Source organism: Cupriavidus mimosae (assembly GCF_023952485.1).
Taxonomy (GTDB): Bacteria; Pseudomonadota; Gammaproteobacteria; order Burkholderiales; family Burkholderiaceae; genus Cupriavidus; species Cupriavidus taiwanensis_C.
The window spans coordinates 22,513-41,015 of record NZ_JALHRY010000001.1 but is presented as its reverse complement, the minus strand read 5'-3'; the positions used below and the strand labels follow the sequence as shown (position 1 = coordinate 41,015).

18 protein-coding genes are annotated in these 18,503 nt (G+C 69.2%); 6 read left to right on the top strand and 12 right to left on the bottom strand.

What is annotated here, in order from left to right; genetic code table 11:
- Positions 1-135: 135 nt before the first annotated feature.
- On the top strand, positions 136-900 hold the full coding sequence (locus tag MKD50_RS00200; protein WP_115702303.1) for a sulfite exporter TauE/SafE family protein: 765 nt from the start codon (positions 136-138) through the stop codon (positions 898-900).
- Between the two features lie 44 nt (positions 901-944).
- Here MKD50_RS00200 and MKD50_RS00195 read toward each other — a convergent pair whose 3' ends face one another.
- The 3 genes from MKD50_RS00195 to MKD50_RS00185 all read right to left on the bottom strand — a co-directional run bounded on the left by MKD50_RS00195 (position 945) and on the right by MKD50_RS00185 (position 3,986).
- On the bottom strand, positions 945-1,562 hold the full coding sequence (locus MKD50_RS00195) for a DUF938 domain-containing protein (RefSeq protein WP_115702304.1): 618 nt from the start codon (positions 1,560-1,562) through the stop codon (positions 945-947).
- 209 nt (positions 1,563-1,771) lie between these two features.
- The gene (locus MKD50_RS00190; protein WP_252666488.1) at positions 1,772-1,972 is read right to left on the bottom strand and encodes a hypothetical protein; all 201 of its coding nucleotides are present in this window, start codon (positions 1,970-1,972) and stop codon (positions 1,772-1,774) included.
- 19 nt (positions 1,973-1,991) lie between these two features.
- Positions 1,992-3,986 carry a PhoX family protein gene (locus MKD50_RS00185; RefSeq protein ID WP_252666025.1) on the bottom strand — a complete coding sequence of 665 codons (1,995 nt, stop codon included), beginning with the start codon at positions 3,984-3,986 and terminating at the stop codon, positions 1,992-1,994.
- A 262-nt stretch (positions 3,987-4,248) separates the two neighbouring features.
- On the opposite strand from MKD50_RS00185, the gene MKD50_RS00180 reads away from it, so the two are divergent.
- Both MKD50_RS00180 and MKD50_RS00175 read left to right on the top strand, forming a co-directional pair.
- Positions 4,249-4,866 carry an IMPACT family protein gene (locus MKD50_RS00180; RefSeq protein WP_115702660.1) on the top strand — a complete coding sequence of 206 codons (618 nt, stop codon included), beginning with the start codon at positions 4,249-4,251 and terminating at the stop codon, positions 4,864-4,866.
- Complete coding sequence (locus MKD50_RS00175) at positions 4,859-5,167, top strand: 2Fe-2S iron-sulfur cluster-binding protein (protein WP_252666024.1); 309 nt, start codon at positions 4,859-4,861, stop codon at positions 5,165-5,167. Before MKD50_RS00180 ends, MKD50_RS00175 begins: the two co-directional genes overlap by 8 nt.
- A 6-nt stretch (positions 5,168-5,173) precedes the next feature.
- On the opposite strand, the gene MKD50_RS00170 is transcribed toward MKD50_RS00175, so the two are convergent.
- From MKD50_RS00170 to MKD50_RS00160, 3 genes are all read right to left on the bottom strand, one after another.
- Positions 5,174-5,560, bottom strand: a complete 387-nt coding sequence (locus MKD50_RS00170) for a type II toxin-antitoxin system VapC family toxin (protein ID WP_240071243.1) — start codon at positions 5,558-5,560, stop codon at positions 5,174-5,176.
- Complete coding sequence (locus MKD50_RS00165) at positions 5,557-5,802, bottom strand: type II toxin-antitoxin system Phd/YefM family antitoxin (protein ID WP_012356952.1); 246 nt, start codon at positions 5,800-5,802, stop codon at positions 5,557-5,559. The genes MKD50_RS00170 and MKD50_RS00165 overlap by 4 nt, the downstream gene beginning before the upstream one ends.
- Before the next feature lie 67 nt (positions 5,803-5,869).
- Positions 5,870-6,967 (bottom strand): extracellular catalytic domain type 1 short-chain-length polyhydroxyalkanoate depolymerase, encoded by a 1,098-nt coding sequence (locus tag MKD50_RS00160; RefSeq protein ID WP_252666023.1) that lies wholly within the window; start codon positions 6,965-6,967, stop codon positions 5,870-5,872.
- Positions 6,968-7,099: 132 nt separating this feature from the next.
- Between MKD50_RS00160 and MKD50_RS00155 the strand changes: the two genes are divergently transcribed.
- Positions 7,100-7,297 (top strand): DUF3606 domain-containing protein, encoded by a 198-nt coding sequence (locus tag MKD50_RS00155; protein ID WP_111516576.1) that lies wholly within the window; start codon positions 7,100-7,102, stop codon positions 7,295-7,297.
- A gap of 54 nt (positions 7,298-7,351) precedes the next feature.
- On the opposite strand, the gene MKD50_RS00150 is transcribed toward MKD50_RS00155, so the two are convergent.
- The gene (locus MKD50_RS00150) at positions 7,352-9,871 is read right to left on the bottom strand and encodes an esterase-like activity of phytase family protein (RefSeq protein ID WP_252666022.1); all 2,520 of its coding nucleotides are present in this window, start codon (positions 9,869-9,871) and stop codon (positions 7,352-7,354) included.
- A 287-nt stretch (positions 9,872-10,158) separates the two neighbouring features.
- On the opposite strand from MKD50_RS00150, the gene MKD50_RS00145 reads away from it, so the two are divergent.
- On the top strand, positions 10,159-10,908 hold the full coding sequence (locus MKD50_RS00145) for a carbonic anhydrase (protein ID WP_252666021.1): 750 nt from the start codon (positions 10,159-10,161) through the stop codon (positions 10,906-10,908).
- Positions 10,909-11,012: 104 nt separating this feature from the next.
- Here the strand turns inward: MKD50_RS00145 and MKD50_RS00140 are convergent, their stop codons facing one another.
- From MKD50_RS00140 to MKD50_RS00130, 3 genes are read right to left on the bottom strand one after another with little or no spacing between them, the layout of a single operon-like run.
- Positions 11,013-11,768 (bottom strand): sulfite exporter TauE/SafE family protein, encoded by a 756-nt coding sequence (locus MKD50_RS00140; protein WP_252666020.1) that lies wholly within the window; start codon positions 11,766-11,768, stop codon positions 11,013-11,015.
- Positions 11,769-11,778: 10 nt separating this feature from the next.
- Positions 11,779-12,135, bottom strand: a complete 357-nt coding sequence (locus MKD50_RS00135) for an antibiotic biosynthesis monooxygenase family protein (protein ID WP_111516572.1) — start codon at positions 12,133-12,135, stop codon at positions 11,779-11,781.
- A gap of 16 nt (positions 12,136-12,151) precedes the next feature.
- The gene (locus tag MKD50_RS00130) at positions 12,152-13,306 is read right to left on the bottom strand and encodes a cytochrome P450 family protein (RefSeq protein WP_252666019.1); all 1,155 of its coding nucleotides are present in this window, start codon (positions 13,304-13,306) and stop codon (positions 12,152-12,154) included.
- A 212-nt stretch (positions 13,307-13,518) separates the two neighbouring features.
- Here MKD50_RS00130 and MKD50_RS00125 point away from each other — a divergent pair, with 212 nt between their 5' ends.
- On the top strand, positions 13,519-13,974 hold the full coding sequence (locus MKD50_RS00125; RefSeq protein ID WP_252666018.1) for a hypothetical protein: 456 nt from the start codon (positions 13,519-13,521) through the stop codon (positions 13,972-13,974).
- A 15-nt stretch (positions 13,975-13,989) separates the two neighbouring features.
- On the opposite strand, the gene MKD50_RS00120 is transcribed toward MKD50_RS00125, so the two are convergent.
- Together MKD50_RS00120 and MKD50_RS00115 are read right to left on the bottom strand one after the other, a co-directional pair.
- Complete coding sequence (locus tag MKD50_RS00120; protein WP_252666017.1) at positions 13,990-17,169, bottom strand: CusA/CzcA family heavy metal efflux RND transporter; 3,180 nt, start codon at positions 17,167-17,169, stop codon at positions 13,990-13,992.
- A gap of 13 nt (positions 17,170-17,182) precedes the next feature.
- The gene (locus MKD50_RS00115; protein ID WP_252666016.1) at positions 17,183-18,490 is read right to left on the bottom strand and encodes an efflux RND transporter periplasmic adaptor subunit; all 1,308 of its coding nucleotides are present in this window, start codon (positions 18,488-18,490) and stop codon (positions 17,183-17,185) included.
- Positions 18,491-18,503: the final 13 nt, after the last annotated feature.

The window sequence follows — 18,503 nt, the reverse complement described above, 5'->3', positions numbered from 1 at the left end:
CAGGATCGAATGACCTGCCGATTCTAGTGCAAAGCGCCGGCGGGGGCGCTCACGTATGATTGAGGCCGCCGCGCCTTGCCCCCCGCTTTCTCTGGAATCCGGCCCGAAATCCCCCGCATTGCCTGCCTTGCATCGATGCCCGACCACCTGCTGCTGTCCTCCCTGCTGATCTTCGGACTTGGTGGTTTGCTCGGCGCGGTGGGCGGGCTGTTCGGCATCGGCGGCGGGCTGATCGCGATTCCGGCACTGGGGCTGCTGTTCGGCATGGATCAGCAGCTGGCGCAGGGCACCGCGCTGGTGATGATCGCGCCCAATGTGCTGATCGGCTTCTGGCAATACCGCAAGCGTGCCGACATTGCGCTGCGCACGGCGGTAGTGCTGGGCTTGTCCGCGGTGCTGGCAACCTGGCTGTCGGCGCGCGCGGCCACCGCGATGGATGCGCAGCTGCTGCGGCGGATCTTCGCGCTGTTCATGATCGGCATGGCGCTGTACTTCCTGTGGCGGCTGCTGCCGGGGCGCGCGGTGACGGCGCCGCAGGCGCGTGTGTCGGCGCGCTGGATCCCACTCGTAGGCGTGGTCGGTGGCCTGTTCTCCGGCTTCTTCAGCGTGGGCGGCGGCGTGGTCGCCGCGCCGGCGCTGGTCGGCCTGTTCGGGCTGCGCCAGGCCGCCGCGCAAGGCCTGGCGCTGGCGCTGGTGACGCCCGGCGCAGTGGTGGCGCTGGCCACCTATGCCCATGCCGGCCAGGTCGACTGGGCCAGCGGCATGCCGCTGTCGCTGGGCGGCATGCTGACCATCTCGTGGGGCGTGGCGCTGGCGCACCGGATGCCCGAGCGCCGACTGCGCGCATTGTTTGCCGTGTGCCTGATCGCCACCGCGGTGGTAATGCTGGTGCGCGGCTGAATCCGGTGAATTCTGCGAATGCCGCGCACCCCGCGCGCGGCGCGCTACTTGCGCAGCACCAGGCAGAAGTTGTTGGCCGGCATCGGCACCGGCTCCTCGCAGCGCAAGCCCTGCGCCGCGCCCAGCGCGATCACGGCCTCCATGTCGCGCACGCCCCAGTCGGGGTCGGTGGCGCGCAGCTGCGCGTCGAAGGCGGCGTTGCTGGGCGCGGTGTGCGCGCCGCCGCGACGGTAAGGGCCATACAGGAACAGCACGCCCCCCGGCCCCAGCAGCTTGCCGGCGCCCGCGAACAGCGCCTCGGCCGCGGCCCAAGGGGCGATATGGATCATGTTGATGCAGACCACCGCCTCGGCGGCGTCGATGCCCCACGGCTGGTGGCACACATCCAGCTCCAGCGGCGGGCGCACATTGGCCAGGCCCGCGTGCGCGGTCCAGGCCGCGATCGACGCGCGCGCGGCGGCGTCCGGATCGCTGGGCTGCCAGGTGATCCCCGGCAGCGCCGCGGCAAAATGCACGGCGTGCTGCCCGGTGCCGCTGGCAATTTCCAGCACAGTGCCGCTGGCAGGCAGTACCTGGCGCAGCACGGCGAGGATGGGCTCGCGATTGCGCTCGGTGGCGGGCGCCATGCGGCGCGCGTCGGGGTCGTGGGTCGGGCCGGTCATGATGGCATGCGCAGGCGGTAGCTGGGGAATGCGCCTAGCGTAGCAGAATTGGCGCGCAGGCCCGCCGCGCGCCACTGCGCTACGCTGCCACCCGCCGCTCAGCCCGGCGCGCACGGGAACGCCTGCGCCACCGACGGCCGCAGCGCCGCCGGGGCGATCTGCGCCCAGTTCGCCGCCGGCCACGCCGTCACCGGATAGCCGGCCAGCTGCTACGCGGCGGTCTGGTAGGCGCCGAAGTAGTTGATCAGCTCGGTATCGCCGAGCACGCCGCACACCGGCACCGCGCCGTGGTAGCGCACCTTGTGGTTGGCCGGCTCGCCTGAACCGATGCCGCGTGTTAGCGGAACACGGGCGGATGAGCCACGACCGCGCCCCAATGCAAACGGCGGACCGAAGCCCGCCGTTGTCATGGCCGCACGTCCCCGCGCGTCAGGCCTTGGCCAGCCGGACGCCGGCCGGGTCGCCGGTCAGGTAGCCGACCGCCGCGCCGAAACGGTCCTTGTAGTTGGCGCGCACCAGCGGATCGAGTTGCGCCTTGACCTTGTCGTGCAGCGGGGACTCCCAGTCGCCGACATGCTGGAAGTTGCTCATCACGTAGGTCCAGCCGTTGATCTCGTCCACCGCATGCAGGCCGGTGGACTCGGCGCCGGCCGGGCACGACAGCACGCGACTGAGCATCCTGGTGTCGACGTTGTACGCCCACAGGAAGTTGTTGACGTGGGTATTGCTGTCCTCGCCGACGAACAGCGTGCGCAGCTTTTCCGAGAACTTCAGGTTGTCCGGCGTGGCGACCTTGTCGGGGTTGGCGAAGTTGCCCAGCGCATCCTGCTGCTTCATCTTGCCGCCGCCCAGGTCTTCGCTGATCAGCGCAGGCACCGCGGCCATGTCGACCGGCACCCATTCGCTCGCCATCGCCGTGCCGCTCTTGTCGGCCTGGCCGCCCTTCAGGTTGAGCTCATAGACCGCGCCGGAGTACGGGCCTTCCACCTGGATGTCGCCGGCATTGGCGGCGTTGCCCGCGAGCATGCTCGACTCGATGCGCGACATCGCCGAATAGGCCTTCTTGTCCTTGACGTTGACGGTGGTGCCTTCCATCTTGGTAAAGCCCAGGCTGCCGCCGACCAGCGCGGCATAGCGGTGCGTTTCCAGGAACGCCGCGGCCTTTTCCATGCCGGGCACCAGCTTCACCCAGTTGGGCTTGCCGTTGTAAATGATGCGGGTGTAGCTGGCATCGGCCGGGTCGGCGGTCTTGACGTCCATGATGTCGGCCAGCCGGATGCCGCCGTCGACCAGCGCGCGGATCTCGGCGCTGGTGGCATGGCCCAGCCGGATCCACGACAGCGTGGCGCTGCCCGGGCCGGTGCCCGAGGTCTGGTGCCACTTGGCCACGTACAGCGTGCCGGCGGACAGGTCGCGCGCCTGGTCGGCGATAAACAGGAACAGGCCGCCGTTGGTGGCATCGTCGCCCATCAGCACGGTGCGCTCGTCCGGCATGACCTGCACCAGCTCGTGCGAGATGCGGCCCAGGCAGTAGTGCTTCTTGATGGTGCCGGTGCCGTCCGGGTGCACCGTGACTTCGGGCAGGTGCCCGTAATTGTAGGCGTTGGCGCGGGCCGGATCGCCGTACAGGTTGCGGCTGTAGCCCTGCAGCTGCGTGACCGCGTTGGCATCCATCAGGTCGGTCTCGTACTCCTCGCTCGACAGGTGCGTGTTCCACGGCGACAGGCTGGCGCCGCAGGTAATCCACAGCCCATTGACGCCCGAGGTGTCGACATTGTGGTACCTGACCGGGGTCAGCTTGCCGGTGGCCGGGTCCTGGTCCAGCGTCAGCACCGCGATCGGCGACGGCAGCAGACCGTACATGCTGGCATTGCCCTGGTTGCGCGTGGTGTATTCGAACTGCACCACCGCGAATACGGTGTTGCCCTTGACGCCCGGCACGGTCGGGTTGGCCAGCGTCAGCAGCGAGCTGCCGTCCGGTGCATCGGAGAAGAACTGGCGTTCCTTGCCGGCGACCGAGGTATCGATGATCGGCTGGTTGTTGATGTCGTAGTAGCCGCCCGCCACGACGGTGCCGCCCTTGCCGTCGGGCAACGTGTCGCCGGTGACGAAGAAGGGCTGGTAGGCCAGCTTGTAGGTCTGGCTGCTGCCGTCGCTGAAGGACACCTTGAGGCTGGAACCGACCGTGGTGGTCGCCATGGCCTCGGGCGTGGCCAACGTTGGCGCGCTCATCGGCACGAACTCGGCAGTGGTGAAGGTGGCGGCCGGGCCCGGTGCGGGGGCCGGCGCCGGCACGACAGCGGCGTCATCGCCGCCGCCGCAGCCTGTCAGCAGGCTGGTGGAGGCGAAGCCGAGCGGCAGCATGGGCGCGCCGGCCAACAGCTTCAGGGCCTTGCGACGGCCAGCATGGGGTTGTTCAAGCATGTTTTCGATCCGGGGAAAGGAAAGGGATGGTTCACTGCATGTTTGCGCCAGTCCCGGGGGCGGGACCAGGCACCTGTTGCACAGGCGGCGGCGGGCGTCATCGCGCACGTCCGGGGCGGATCGTAGGCGCCGTTTGTGACACCAAGTTGACGATGCAACACAAAGCGCCGCGGGCTTCGGGCCGGCCGGGTCCGCTGCGGTACACTGCCGCCTTGCTTCCGCGGCCCGGCCGGCGCGGATTTCCATACCAGTTCCGTTGCCCGTGCCCACCTACACGCTAGCCAACCCCGTCCACGCCGAGATCGAGATCCGCAAGAGCCGCTTCCTGGCGCTGGCGCTGCCGGTTGCCGACCGCGACGCCGCCATGGCCGTGCTGCAGGCGCTGCGCGCGGAGCATCCCACCGCCACCCACGTGTGCTGGGCGCTGCTGGCCGGCGGGGCCTCGGGCATGTCCGACGATGGCGAGCCCTCCGGCACCGCCGGCCGGCCGATCCTGGAAGTGCTGCGCCACCACGACCTTGACGGCGTGCTGGCGGCGGTCGTGCGCTACTACGGGGGCGTCAAGCTGGGGGCTGGGGGGTTGGTGCGCGCTTACACCGATGCCATCGCTGCGGCCCTGAAATCCGCCGAACGGGTCGAGCGCATCGCCTATGGCACGCTGGCGGTCGCGGTCGACTATGCCGACGAGCCGCGCGTGCGCCGCTGGCTGGACTACGAGGCGCCCGCGGGCTGCACGCTGGCCGAGACCGGCTACGGCGCAGTCGCCACGCTGGTGTTGCGCATGCCCGCAACGCAGCTCGACGCCGCGCGCAACGCGTTGCGAGACGCCACCCACGGCCGTGCGCAATTTCCGAAGGCGGAGGACGACAGCCATGGCTGACATGGAGCCTTCGGACGAAAGCGCCGAATTCACCGCACAGGTGCTGCCGGGCCCTGCCCGCTTCCCCGCGCCAGCGGCGCTGAGCCTGCTGGAGGCGGCCTTGCTGGAAGGCGTGGCGCTACCCAATTCGTGCCGCAATGGCACCTGCCGCGCCTGCGCCAGCCGGCTGCACGCGGGGACTATCCGTTACCGGGTCGAGTGGCCGGGGCTGAGTCCGGAGGAGAAGGACGAGGGGCTGATATTGCCCTGCGTGGCTTGTCCGGAGAGTGATGTGGTGTTTGAGCCGGTCAGTCTCGGCTAGCTGCGATCAGACCAGCCGAATGGGCCCAGGGTATTGGCCAACAAGCGGGTCCGAGGTCAGCAGCGTCAGGCCTTCCACGGTTGCCTGGGCGACGAGAAGCCGGTCAAACGGGTCCTTGTGAATCGGCGGAAGGCAATCAATCGCCACCGCATGATCACTGCGGATCGGCAGCTCACTGTAGCCGTTATCAAGCAAGCCTCTGCGAAAGACCCGGGCGTTGAGCTGGAAGTCCGCACGGCCAAGCCCTTGCTTGATGCCGATCTCCCACAGGCTGGCGGCGCTGAAAACCAGGACCGTGTCGTCGGCATTCAATAGCGCATGCGCGTCTGGCGAGATGCGCTCAGGCGTCAGAGCCATCCACAGCAGCAGGTGCGTATCCAGCAGGAGTTTCATGACTCGCCGCCAAACATGGCTTCAATCTCGCGCTGGCCCATGCGATCGAAATCATCGGGCACCTGCCCCTGTCCGGCCATGAATCCCAACCGCTTGACCTGCGCTTTCTCCGGCACATGCAGCGCCACCACTTTCACAAGGGGCTTGCCCGCCTTGGCGATCACAAAAGGCTCGCCGTTGGCCGCCTGATCGACCAGCCGCGAGAGATGGGTCTTGGCCTCGTGGATGTTGATGGTTTGCATGACGCGCCTCACTAAACTAAGTCTACTTAGTTTAGTCCATTCATCTCCTGCGGCAATCGCCGTTCCTCTAAGCCCCAACCGCCAGAAAAAACCGCAACGCCAGCTTCAACCCGTCCGGCCCGGCCGGGTCCGAGAACGCGTGCCCGCCGGCGCCGCCGCTCCACGCGTGGCCCAGGCCTTCCACGCGCACCAGCCGCAGGTAGGGCGAGCTGCCCTCGTACCAGTCGAACACATCGACGGCGCGGCGCATGCCGCGCTGGATCCGCCGGGCCGGCACGCCGGCCAGCGGCGGCGTGCCTTCGGGCTGCAGGTGCATCCACATGCCGGCGGCGGCGGTGGCGTTGCTGAAGTCGACCACGTGGTCGGCATCGCCATGCAGCAGCAGCAGCGGCGGCGGGCGGCGTCCCGCCAGGCCGAAGCGCAGCGCCTGCATGGTCTTGGCGTCGGGCCCGCGCTGCCCGCGCATGGCGCGCGTGGCCTGCGTGGCATTGGCGGCGCTCCACGGCACCGCGCCCGAGTGCGAGCCCACCGCGGCAAAGCGTGACGGATAGCGCAGCCCCAGCATCAGCGCCATCGCCCCGCCGGCGGACAGGCCCAGCACGCTGACGCGGTCCGCCGCCACCGGATGGCGGCGGCAGGCCTGGTCGATCAGCGTCATCAGCAGCCCGGCTTCCACGGCGCCCTGCGCGGCGGGCCGGAACCAGTTCCAGCAACGCTGCCCATTGGCCTGCGAACTCTGCTCGGGCAGCAGCACCACCCAGCCGGATTCGCGCGCTACCGCGGCGGCGCGCGTGACCGCGGCAAAGCTGGCGGCGTCCTGGCCGCAGCCGTGCAGCAGCACCAGCATCGGCGCACGGCGCGACGCGGTGGCGCCGGCCGGGACGAAAATGCGGTAGCGACGCGGCGCCAGCGGCGCGCCCCATGCGCCCTCTTCCCAGCGCCCGCTGCCACGGCTCTGCGGCGCCGCCACCGGCGACACCACGCCGGACAAGGCACGCTGCGTGGCCGCGGTGACTGCAGCGGATTGCTTCACCGCGTTGCGCACGATGGCCTCGGTCATCGGCTTGGTGAGGTTCTTGTTGACGGCGCGCTGCATCTGGCGCGCATGGCGGGACGCGGTCTTGTTCAGCGTGGACCAGAGTTTCGCGCCGGGTGAGCGGGGCATGCGGCTTCCTGTGCAAGGGATCACCGCCACATGATATGCGCTGCGGCCGGCGCAACTTGCATGCAACGCGCGGCTGATGTCTGCCTACAATGCAAGGACCGTGTCGCCCCCAGACACGAACCGGAGGCAAGCATGAGCGATGTGAGCGAGTTCAGGCCCCTGGATCCGGGCCGCATCAACCTGATGGATCCGCTCGAAGTGCAGTACTGGTGCAGGGAGCTCGGCTGCAGCACCAGCGACCTGGAAAACGCCGTCGACCAGGCCGGCGATCATATCTCGGCGGTGCGCGCGCAGCTGGAACAGCAGCACGCGGGCGCCCGCTCCGGCTGACATCCCCACCCTGGCGGGGATGCCAGCACGCAGCGTCTTGCGCAGCCTGGCGTCCTAGCCGCCCAGGTTGAGCGCCTTGGGCAGCCGGATCTGGATGAACTCGCTGTCATCCGGCATCTTGCTGCCGACATGCCGCCCCACGCTGAACGGGAAGTTGTTGTCGTCGATCACCAGCAGCGTGGTCGCGTCCAGCACCAGCACGTCTTCGATGGTATTGAACGGCATGCCGAACGGATCGCCCAGTGCCACGTCGCCCGGGGCACCGCCGGCGCTGATGCCGGACGGGTCGCGCAGCGCCATCAGGTTGGCCAGTTCGGACTTGGCGACATAGTCGCCCGGCTTGCCCAGCGTCACCTGGAACAGCTTCTTGAAGCCGTTCAGGTTCCCCTGCGAGCCGTCGCGCTCGATGACAATGCCCTCGCTGGCGTTGAACAGGATGAAGTCGCCGATATTGGTGCCCTTGTCGTCGAGCCGGTACTTGTATTGCACCCCGGTGTACCGGCGCGTGGCGATATCGAACTCCGAGATCAGCAGCGTCTTGCCATCGTGGCCGGCCAGCGGCAGTTCCAGCAGCGGATAGAGCTTGTTGCCGTCGGGGCTGATCGCCATGCCCTCGAAGCCGCCCGAGCGCTTGGCGCGCAGCGGGTTCGACGTCATGGTGGCGCGGTACGGCCAGTACAGGCCCGCCATCCACGGCGTGTTGGCGCCGGCCTCGTCCTGCATGTTGGTGCCGTCGTCGCTGTTGGCCGCGTCGCCATAGATCGGGAAGTCGCCGAACAGGTACACCGTGCGGATCGCCGGGAACTTTTCCTGCACGCGCAGTAGCGTGCGGAAATCGAAGCTCTGGATATCGGCGCGCTGGGCCATGCCGGCGGCGCTGATCACGCCCGCCAGCGTGTCGGCCATCTGCTCGGCGCCGACGGTGCGGTCCTTGTAGACGTTGCCCTTGCCGTCCTTGTCGCTGCGCGGGTTGAGCTTGGTCTCCAGATTGAAGCGCACCGCCTGCGCGTTCTTCACCCGCTGCGCCGCCTGCGGATGACCCTGGCCGGCGCCGGTGCTGTAGTACGCGACATAGGCGCTGACCAGGTCGAATACGTCCTGCGCGCGCGGCACCACGTAGGGGCTGGCATAGCCCTTGCCCGCCGCCACCGCCGCCGACACCGGCGACAGCGCGGCATCGTTGCGCTGGCTCGGGCCGCGGAACAGCTTGTCGCAGATATAGGTGGACTGGATTTGCGCCGCGGTCAGGTTCTTGATCAGCACTTCGTCGGCGGTGCCGTAGGCCGCGCCGTCGGCGCGGCGGCACTTGACCGATTCGATATAGGGATCGTGCTTGAGCACCGCGACGCCGTCGGCGGTGATGCCGACATCGGTCTCCAGCGTGGTCATCAGGTTGTCCAGCGCGGCTTCCATCGCCGGCAGGGTGTTCTCCGGGCGCAGGTCGCGCGCGCCGCGGTGGCCCTGCGCGTCGAACCTGGCGGCATCGATCAGGCCGTCGGCGGTGAGGTAGTCGCCGGCCTTGCCGTCGCCGTTGGCATCGTAGGCGGCGACGGCCGCGTAGAGCAGGTCGGGTCGGTCCGAGATGATGCCGTTGACGCCGGCCTTCAGCAGCTCGGTCATCCTGGCGCTGTCGTTGACGGTCCAGGTCACCACGCTGTAGCCGGCGGCCTTGACCGAGGCCACGTCGAGCGTGTCGGACACTGCCGGCACCAGCCCCGGCTGCGGGTTGCCGCCGCGCGCGTAGTGCGCGTCGGGGCTCGACTTGACGCCGTTGACGTCGTACTTGAGCTGCACGTAATACGGCGCGAACACCGGCGCGCGCGTGCCGCCATGCGCGAAGGCATGCGCGCGCACCGCGTTCATGATGCGCACCGGCGTGGCCTCTTCGTTGAACGGGTTCTGCGGCGAGCGGATCTCCTTGCCGGCGTTCTCGAAATCCGGCAGCGGGATCGGCGCTTCCAGCAGCACACCGTTGGCATCGGTATGCAGCAGGAACGGGCCGAACTCATCGCCGAACCACAGCGTGCCGTCGCTGGCGCGCTGCATGCTCTCGATATCAAAGTCAGCGCCGGTCAGCACGCGCTCGCTGGTGAACTGGTTCGCGATCGCGAACTTCACATGCTTGTTGGGATCCTTCAGCTCGATGAAGCTGCGCACCGCCACGCTGCCCGCGCCGCCCGCGGCGGTCTTGAACGTGGGCGCCACCGTGTAGACCCGCAGGTTGAAGTCAGCCGAATTCTCCAGCGAACCATAGCCGTTGTCGGCCATCACCATGAAGCTGCCATCCGGGTTGCGCAGCACCGCGGAGAAACCCTGCACGGGCTGCGACGCGAACGGCGCGGTCTGCCCGTTGAGGTCGCCGGTGACGTAGCGCCCCGACTGCGGCCCGCTGGCAAAGGTGGCGGCGGGCAGCACGGCGCGGCCGACCAGCGTGGGGGCGGTGACCGCGGGCGTGCCGTTGCCGTTGCTGCTGTCGTTATCGTCGCCGCCGCATGCCGCCAGCAGCGATGCCGCCACCGCGGCGCTGGCCAGTGCCGCGCGGGTCCGGCGCGAAGGGAAGACGCTCAGGCGCATTGCAGGTTCCTGGAGTTTGGCAATGCGCCATGGTGGTGTGCCGATATGTCGGCTTGATGTCGCTTGCGTGACAGCATGAGCGACACGCATGAATCGCGCAGCGGCATGCAACCCTTACTCGCGTTAAGCGCAGTGCAGACCGGAATTCAGCAATGCCTTATTCGCCCGGCGGCAGTTTTGCTGCATGATTTCCGGCCCGGGCCCGGAACCGGCACTCAAGACTGGGACAGATCGATAACACCACGTCGGAAAACAAGGGGTTTACCAACACGAGGACGCATCGACACATGAACACCAAGCTGCCGCTTTACACCCTCTGCGCCGCCTTGCTCGCACCGGCCGCATGGGCCGGCAATGAATCGCACTGGAGCTACACCGGCCCCACCGGTACCAGCCACTGGGCCGAGCTGGACCAGGCCTACCAGACCTGCGCGCTGGGCAAGCACCAGTCGCCGATCGACATCCGCACCGGCAAGGCGCGCCCCGCCGACCTGAAGCCGATCGGTTTCGGCTACGCCGCGGCGCCCGGCACCGTGGTCAACAACGGCCATACCGTGCAGGTCAACCTGCCGGCGGCGGGGCAGATCGAACTGGACGGCGTGCCGTACAAGCTGTTGCAGTTCCACTTCCACACGCCCAGCGAAGAGAAGATCAACGGCAAGACCTATCCGCTGGTGGCGCACCTGGTGCACCAGAATGCAGAAGGCAAGCTGGCGGTGGTGGCCGTGCTGTTCAAGTCCGGACGCGAGAATGCAGCGCTCAAGCCGGTGTTCGCCAGCCTGCCGGCCAAGGCCGGCGAATCGCGTGACCTGGCTGCGCCGCTGGACGTTGCGGCGCTGCTGCCGGCGCAGCAGGCCTATTGGTCCTTCACCGGTTCGCTGACGACGCCGCCATGCAGCGAGGACGTACGCTGGCAAGTGCTGAAGACCCCGGTGGAAGTGTCACCGGCGCAATTGGCGGCGTTCCGGAAGCTCTATCCGATGAACGCGCGGCCGGTGCAGCCGCTGAATGGCAGGACGGTGCAGGCAAGCCGCTGAGGAATCTTGTAAGGCTGACGGATTTCCAACACCGCTTGCGTACTCCCTCTCCCGCTTGCGGGAGAGGGGAGCAAACCGCCGTAAGCAACAAGGCTCGACGCCCCTCACCTCAATCCCCGCATCGCCAGCTCCCCACCCAACACCAGCAACCCGCAAAAAAACAATTTGCGAAAACGCTCCGCGCTGATCCGGTGGCGCAGCCACTGCCCCAGGAACATGCCGCCCAGCGCAGGCACCAGCGCCAGCGCCGACGCCCCAAGCACCGGCATATGCAGCAGCGCTCCACCCAGCGCCAGGCTGACCGCCAGCGCAATGGTCGACACCGTGAACGATAGGCCCAGCGCCTGCACCAGGCTCTCCTTGTCCAGCCCCAGCCCCTGCAGGTAGGGCACGGCCGGAATCACGAACACACCCGTGACCGCGGTGATGCCGCCCGTGACCAGCCCGACCAGCGGCCCGAGCCAGCGTTCCGCGCCGGCCGGCACTGTCAGCTTTACCGCCGCCAGCCCCACCACCGCGTACAGCACCAGCGCCACGCCCAGCGCGGAGGTAGCATGCGTCATCATGCCGGCCGGCACCAGTGCCGCGCACAGCCAGGTGCCGGCGCAGATCGCCGCCAGCATCGGCCACAGGCGCCTCACCAGCTGGCCGAAGCGCGGGCCGCTGAACAGCTGCACTACGTTGGTCACCATCGACGGCGCCACCAGCAACGCCGCAGCCTGCGCGGGCGACATCACTAGCCCCAGCATGCCCACCGCCACCGTGGGCAGGCCCAGCCCGACCACGCCCTTGACGAAACCCGCCAGCAGGAAGGTCAGCCCGATAAACGCGGCCTGCGTGCCAATCGATTCCATCGTCATCGTCGCGCCCTCAGCCCGCATCGCGGTCGTGCACCGCGCGGCTGTCCGCTGGCGCCTGCTCGCGCGCATCGAGCCCGTAGTCGCGCAGCACCTGCGCCACGCGCAGCCGGTAGCCGGCAAACACGCCGCCGCGCCCGGCGGCCTGCGCCTGGCGATGCGCCAGCGTATTGCGCCACGCGATCACCGCGGCCTCGTCGCGGAAGAACGACAGCGACAGCAGCTTGCCGGGGTTGGTCAGGCTCTGGAAGCGCTCGACCGAGATAAAGCCATCGATGGCCTCGAGCTGCGGGCGCAGGTGCGCGGCGATGTCGAGATAGGTGTCCTGCCGGCCCGGCGCGGGCTCGACTTCGAAGATGACGGCGATCATGGTTGTCTCCGTGAGATCAAAGGAAATGCGGAATGCGCGCGTTCAGCGACGGACGATAGCGGAATGCGCGAGCCAGCGCAGCCGGCTCGGCGCCGCGCGCGCACAGCGCCGACACGGTCGCCGCAGCCAGCGCTTGCGCCAACCGGTCACCGGGGCAAGCATGGCGGCCGTGGCCGAAGGTCCATGCGCGCGCATCGTCGGCAAGGCCGCTGGTCGAAGCCGCGGCCAGCAGCACCAGCACCGTGTCGCCGGCCTTGACGGCGTGGCCGCAAAGCTCGGTATCGGCAGCAAGAAACCGGCGCGTGTTCTGCACCGGCGGGTCGTCCTGCGCGACGCGCGCCACCACGCCCTGCAACGGCATCCCGCCGGCCGACGGATTGCGCCCCAGCCACAGCAGAGTATTTCCCGTGAGCCCGGCAGTCGCTTCGCAGGCCTGGACCAGCAGGCCGATGATATTGGCGGCAACCGCCTGCGCCTCGATGCCGGCGGCCTGTGCCGCGCGTTGCAGCGCCGGCAGCGGGCCATCAGCCGCTACGCTGCTGGCGAGCGACGAGGCCACCCATGTGCCCAGCCACCGCGCTGCCTCGGCGCCGGCGTGCACGATGTCCGCGTCCGCCAGCGGCGACTGGGCGGCGGCGAAGGCGGCAACCTGCTGCGCGACCTCGGCCGCCGTATCGCCGTCGCGCGTCACCGGCAGGCCAAGCACGGATGCCAGCGCGACGACCGGCAGGGCGAAGAACCAACGGTTGACCGACGCGGCTGGCATGGCAACGTGCGATGCCTCGCCTGCATCCAGCACCCGCGCCATCGCGGCGGCGTGTTGCGCCGCGACGCCCGGATCCACCGCCGCCAGCATCGGCATCAACAGCGCCTTCAGCGGCGCATGCGCGGCGCCATCATTCATCCGGACCAGCCGGCCGAACAGGTCACCGGCGGCGGTGCCGGCCAGCGCGGGCGGCACCGGCTGCGCGGGCGGGCGCACGCGGCAGTCGGGATGGGCCAGCACGGCTGCCACTTCGCGCCGCCCGGCGGCCACCCACAGCCCCAGGCGTGGCTCGCGGAAGAACGGTCGGGTGGCGGCCAGTTCACGGTAGTAGGGATACGGGTCGGGATGCGTGACGGCGCTGAGCGGGTCGATCCCGGCGGAGGTGGCGGTGATGGTTTCTGGCATGGCGGCGCGAATCGCATGTGTTGGCTGGCTGCGCCGCAAGCTCGGGCGCACATCGGCATCATGCCGCCGCGGCCGCGCCGGAAGCTTCACGGTGTCGTGAAAAGTCGAATGCAGGCGCCCGCGCTGCGGGCCGGCGATTGGTTGTATGCTCTGAGCACGGCGTGCCGGGCGCCTTGTGCGGCCACGCCTTACCAAGTACGGCGGGTGACGACATGAAGCGTGTTCACGCACTGGTGGTGGCCGGCCTCATGTTGACGGCGTGCATCTCCACCGGCGTCGACGTGAGGCCCGAGCAAATGTCGAACTTCCTGCCCGGCTTCTCCACGCTTGGCGACGTCACCACGCAGCTCGGCCCGCCTTCGTCGCAAGCGACGCTGCGCGACGGCTCTACCATACTGGTCTACTCATTCGCCACCTCCCAGCCCCACCCCGAGAGTTTCATCCCCTTCATCGGGCCGCTGTTTGCCGGCGGCGCGATCCGCGCTTCGACGGTGCTGTTCGAGTTCGACCAGAACGGTGTCCTGATGAGCCAGCGCCGCACCACCTCGAGCGGGGTCTCGGGAATGAGCGTGCTGACGCCCGGCGCGCTGCCTGGCACGCCGCCCGCCAGGCCGCCCGCCACGCCGCCCACCACGCCGCCCACCACGCCGCCCACCACGCCGCGATAGGCCGCCCGGCGTGCGTCACGTCTCCATCGTCTCCATCGTCGCCACCTGCCCATCGGCGCGCACCGCCGCCGGCGCATCGTTGCGATGCGCCAGCCGGTACAGCACCGGCAGCACCAGCAACGTCAGCGCCGTCGACGACAAGATGCCGCCAATCACCACCGTCGCCAGCGGCCGCTGCACCTCGGCACCGGTGCCGGTGGCCAGCGCCATCGGCACGAAGCCGAGCGAGGCCACCAGCGCGGTCATCAGCACCGGGCGCAGGCGCGTCAGCGCGCCTGCGCGGATGGCATGGTCCAGTCCATGCCCGGCCTCGCGCAGCGAGCGGATGAACGACAGCATCACCAGCCCGTTGAGCACCGCGACGCCGCATAGCGCGATAAAGCCCACCGCCGCCGAGATCGACAACGGGATGCCGCGCAGCCACAGCGCCAGGATGCCGCCGGTCAGCGCGAAAGGAATGCCGGTAAAGACCAGCAGCCCGTCCTTGACGTTGCCGAACATGGCGAACAGCAGCACGAACACCAGCCCCAGCGCCAGCGGCACCACCACGCGCAGCCGCGCGGTGGCGGACTGCAGCTGCTCGAAGGTGCCGCCCCAGCTGGTCCAGTAGCCGGCGGGGATCGCCACGCGCGCGCGGATGGCGGCCTCGGCCTCGGGCACGAAGCTGCCGATATCGCGCCCGCGAACATTGGCGCTGACCACGATGCGGCGTTTTCCGTTCTCGCGCGAGACCTGGTTGGGGCCCGGCGCCATCTCCACGCTGGCGACTTCGCTCAGCGGGATGTAGCTGGTGCGCGCACCGGCATCCTTCGGAAGCGCCACCGGCAGTCGCCGCAGCGCGTCGATGTCCGCGCGCACGGCCTCGGGCAGGCGCACCACGATATCGAAGCGCCGGTCGCCGCTGAAGAAAGTGCCGGACACCTTGCCGCCGATGCCGATCGACACCGCGTCCTGGATATCGCTCAGGTTCAGCCCGTAGCGCGCGGCCTGGTTGCGGTCGATCTGCACCGTCAGCATCGGCAGCCCGGTGGTCTGCTCGACCTTGACCTCGGCCGCGCCGGCAATGTCCTGCAGCACCGCGGCGATGCGGTTGGCGGTCTGCTCCAGCACGGCGTTGTCGTCGCCGAACACCTTGACCGCCACGTCCGAGCGCACGCCCGAGATCAGCTCGTTGAAGCGCAGCTGGATCGGCTGCGAGAACTCATAGTTGTTGCCCGGCAGCTTGCCCACTTCGGCGCGGATCGCCGCGATCAGCGCGTCGCGCGTGCGGCGTGGCTCGGGCCATTGCGATTCGGGCCTGAGCATGATGTAGCCGTCCGAGATATTCGGCGGCATCGGGTCCGAGGCAATCTCCGCGGTGCCGGTGCGGGCAAAGATGCGCTCGATCTCCGGGAACTTGGCCTTCAGCGCGGTTTCCACCTGCTGCTGCATCGCCACCGATTGCGTCAGGCTGGTGCCGGGTATGCGCAGCGCCTGCACCGCGAGGTCGCCTTCGTTGAGGCTGGGCACGAACTCGCTGCCCAAGCGCGTGGCAATCGCCAGGCACAACACCACGGCCACGCCGGCGCCGGCCAGCACCACCGGTGTCGAGGCCAGCACGCGCTCCAGCAGCACCGCGTAGCGGCGGCGCGCCCACGCCATCAGCTGGTTTTCGCGCTCGGCCACGCGGTTGCCGATAAACAGCGCCACCGCCGCGGGCACGAAGGTTACCGACAGCACCATCGCCCCCAGCAGCGCCAGCACCACGGTAAAGGCCATCGGATGGAACATCTTGCCCTCGACCCCGGTGAGCGCGAAGATCGGCAGGTACACCACCATGATGATCAGCTGGCCGTACAGCAGCGGCCGGCGCGCCTCGCGCGCGGCGGCAAAGACTTCCTGCAGGCGTTCGTCGCGCGTCAGCGCGCGTCCCTGGGCGGCCTGCGCATGCGCCAGCCGGCGCACGCAGTTCTCGACGATCACCACCGCGCCGTCGACGATGATGCCGAAGTCCAGCGCGCCCAGGCTCATCAGGTTGGCGCTGATGCGGTAGTGGACCATGCCGGTGAAGGTGAACAGCATCGACAGCGGGATCACCAGCGCGGTGATCAGCGCCGCGCGCAGGTTGCCCAAAAACAGGAACAGGATCGCGATCACCAGCACCGCGCCTTCCAGCAGGTTCTTTTTGACCGTGGCGATGGCCTTGTCGACCAGCGTGGTGCGGTCGTACACGGTAACGGCCTTCACCCCCGCCGGCAGCGTGCGGTTGATCTCGGCCATCTTGCGGTCGACCGCCTGCGACACCGCGCGGCTGTTCTCGCCGATCAGCATGAACACCGTGCCCAGCACCACCTCGCGGCCGTTCTCGGTGGCCGCGCCGGTGCGCAGCTCGCCGCCGGTCTGCACCGTGGCCACGTCGCGCACGCGGATCGGCTGGCCCTGCGCGCTGCCGACGATCACGTCGCCGATTTCGTCGAGCGAGCGCACCTGGCCCGGCACGCGCACCAGGTACTGCGCGCCGCGGCGCTCGATATAACCCGCGCCGACGTTGTCGTTGTTCTTCTCCAGCGCACCGACCACATCGGCCAGCGCCAGCCCGTACGAGGCCATGCGTGCCAGGTCGGGCGCCACCACGTAGGCGCGCGCATGGCCGCCGATGGCGTTGACCTCGGTCACGCCCGGCACGTTGCGCAGCTGCGGCCGGATTACCCAGTCCTGGATCTCGCGCAGGTCGGACAGCGTGTAGGCGGTGCCATCGGGCTTGCGCGCCTCGGGGTCGGCTTCGACGGTCCACAGGTAGATCTCGCCCAGCCCGGTCGAGATCGGTCCCATCGCCGGCGTGATGCCGGGCGGCAGCCGGTCGCGCGCTTCCTGGATGCGCTGGTTGACCAGCTGGCGCGCAAAGTGGATGTCGGTGCCGTCGCGGAAGATCACCGTCACCTGCGACAGCCCGTAGCGCGACAGCGAGCGGGTCTGCTCCAGCCCGGGCAGGCCCGCCATCACGGTCTCGACGGGGTACGTGATGCGCTGCTCGGTCTCCAGCGGCGAATAGCCCGGGGCGGCGGTATTGATCTGCACCTGCACGTTGGTGATGTCGGGCACCGCGTCGATCGGCAGCCGGGTGTAGCTGTACAGGCCAAGCGCGGCCATGCCCAGCACCGCCAGCAGCACCAGCCAGCGTTGCGCAATGGCAAAGCGGATCAGGCGTTCGAACATGCGCGCCTCCCGCTCAGTGCTCGTGCCCGGCGCTGGCTTTGCCCAGCTCGGACTTGAGGATGAAGCTGTTGCCCGCGGCGTAGCGCGCGCCGGCCTGCAGGCCCTGGGTCACCTCGACCAGCTTGCCGTCGGTGCGCCCGGTCTGGACCGGCTGCACCGCAAACCCCTCCGGCACCGCGACGAACACCACGCTTTGGCCATCGACCTGCTGCACCGCGTCGGCCGCCACCGTCACCGGCGCCTGCACCGGCGCACCAAGCACGCTGACCGTGACGAACAGCCCGGGGCGCCACGCCGTGCCCGGGTTGGCCAGCGTCACGCGCGCCTTGGCGGTGCGGGTCTGCTCGCCCAGCAAGGCGCCGACGTAGGACACTTTGCCTTCGGCCTGCGTGGCGGACGCGCTGGAACGCACCGTGACCGCCGCGCCCACGCGCACGCGGTCCAGGTCGCGCGCGGACACCACGAACTCGGCCCATACCGAGCTCAGGTCCGAGACCGTGAAGACGCTGGCGTCTTCCTTGACCGCTTCGCCCAGCGACAGGTGCTTCTCGACCACGATGCCGTCGAAGGGCGCGCGCAGCGCAAACTGGTTGAGCGCGCCCCCGCTGCCGCCGCGCTCGGCGGCGCCGATCGCGGTGAGCTTCTGGCGCGCGTTCTGCACCGCGATCTGCGCCTCTTCCAGCGCGGTGCGCGCCTGCTGGTAATCCTGCTCTGCGGAGATCTTCTCCTGCCACAGCGTCTGCTCGCGCGCGTAGGTGGCCCGCGCCAGCGCCTCGCGCTTCTGCGCGGCCAGCAGTTCGCTGCGCTGCTCCGCCACCGTGGTGCTGGCGATCAGCGCCAGCACCTCGCCCTTGCGCACCGCCTGGCCCAGATTGGCCGGCACCGCCTGCGCCACGCCCGCGACGCGCGGCACCACGTGCGCGGTGCGGTCGTCGTTGAAGCGGATCTCGCCCGGGAAATCGACGCTGCTACGCAGCGCCGCGGCAGCGGCGGTGGCCAAGCCAATGCCGGCCTGTTCGATCTGCGCGGGCGTCAGCGCGATCACGTGCGGCTTGCCCTCGGCTTGCGGCTGCGCCGCGGGCGCGCTCGTGCCGGCATGTGCAGCGGCCTTGTTCCCTGCGTTGTCCTCCGCCTCGTCCTCCGCCTTCTTGCCCTCCTTGTCGTGCTCGTGCCCATGCTCGTCGCCATGTTCGGCATGCCCGTGCGCGGCCTCGCCGCTGGTGTTGGCGTCCTTGCCGGTGAACAGGATCGCCGCGCCGCCCAAAAGCCCCGCGACCAGGATGGCCACCACCGCGGCCCGTTGTTGCTTGCTCATTGCCATGTCTGCAGCTTCC

Bases quoted from the DNA above. Each gene is read 5' to 3' on its own strand.
- MKD50_RS00140 (WP_252666020.1), bottom strand. From the start codon at position 11,768: ATGACGATGGAATCGATTGGCACGCAGGCCGCGTTTATCGGGCTGACC.
- MKD50_RS00200 (WP_115702303.1), top strand. From the start codon at position 136: ATGCCCGACCACCTGCTGCTGTCCTCCCTGCTGATCTTCGGACTTGGT.
- MKD50_RS00135 (WP_111516572.1), bottom strand. From the start codon at position 12,135: ATGATCGCCGTCATCTTCGAAGTCGAGCCCGCGCCGGGCCGGCAGGAC.
- MKD50_RS00155 (WP_111516576.1), top strand. From the start codon at position 7,100: ATGAGCGATGTGAGCGAGTTCAGGCCCCTGGATCCGGGCCGCATCAAC.
- MKD50_RS00185 (WP_252666025.1), bottom strand. From the start codon at position 3,986: ATGCTTGAACAACCCCATGCTGGCCGTCGCAAGGCCCTGAAGCTGTTG.
- MKD50_RS00160 (WP_252666023.1), bottom strand. From the start codon at position 6,967: ATGCCCCGCTCACCCGGCGCGAAACTCTGGTCCACGCTGAACAAGACC.
- MKD50_RS00190 (WP_252666488.1), bottom strand. From the start codon at position 1,972: ATGACAACGGCGGGCTTCGGTCCGCCGTTTGCATTGGGGCGCGGTCGT.
- MKD50_RS00125 (WP_252666018.1), top strand. From the start codon at position 13,519: ATGAAGCGTGTTCACGCACTGGTGGTGGCCGGCCTCATGTTGACGGCG.
- MKD50_RS00170 (WP_240071243.1), bottom strand. From the start codon at position 5,560: ATGAAACTCCTGCTGGATACGCACCTGCTGCTGTGGATGGCTCTGACG.
- MKD50_RS00165 (WP_012356952.1), bottom strand. From the start codon at position 5,802: ATGCAAACCATCAACATCCACGAGGCCAAGACCCATCTCTCGCGGCTG.
- MKD50_RS00115 (WP_252666016.1), bottom strand. From the start codon at position 18,490: ATGGCAATGAGCAAGCAACAACGGGCCGCGGTGGTGGCCATCCTGGTC.
- MKD50_RS00195 (WP_115702304.1), bottom strand. From the start codon at position 1,562: ATGACCGGCCCGACCCACGACCCCGACGCGCGCCGCATGGCGCCCGCC.
- MKD50_RS00120 (WP_252666017.1), bottom strand. From the start codon at position 17,169: ATGTTCGAACGCCTGATCCGCTTTGCCATTGCGCAACGCTGGCTGGTG.
- MKD50_RS00130 (WP_252666019.1), bottom strand. From the start codon at position 13,306: ATGCCAGAAACCATCACCGCCACCTCCGCCGGGATCGACCCGCTCAGC.
- MKD50_RS00150 (WP_252666022.1), bottom strand. From the start codon at position 9,871: ATGCGCCTGAGCGTCTTCCCTTCGCGCCGGACCCGCGCGGCACTGGCC.
- MKD50_RS00145 (WP_252666021.1), top strand. From the start codon at position 10,159: ATGAACACCAAGCTGCCGCTTTACACCCTCTGCGCCGCCTTGCTCGCA.
- MKD50_RS00175 (WP_252666024.1), top strand. From the start codon at position 4,859: ATGGCTGACATGGAGCCTTCGGACGAAAGCGCCGAATTCACCGCACAG.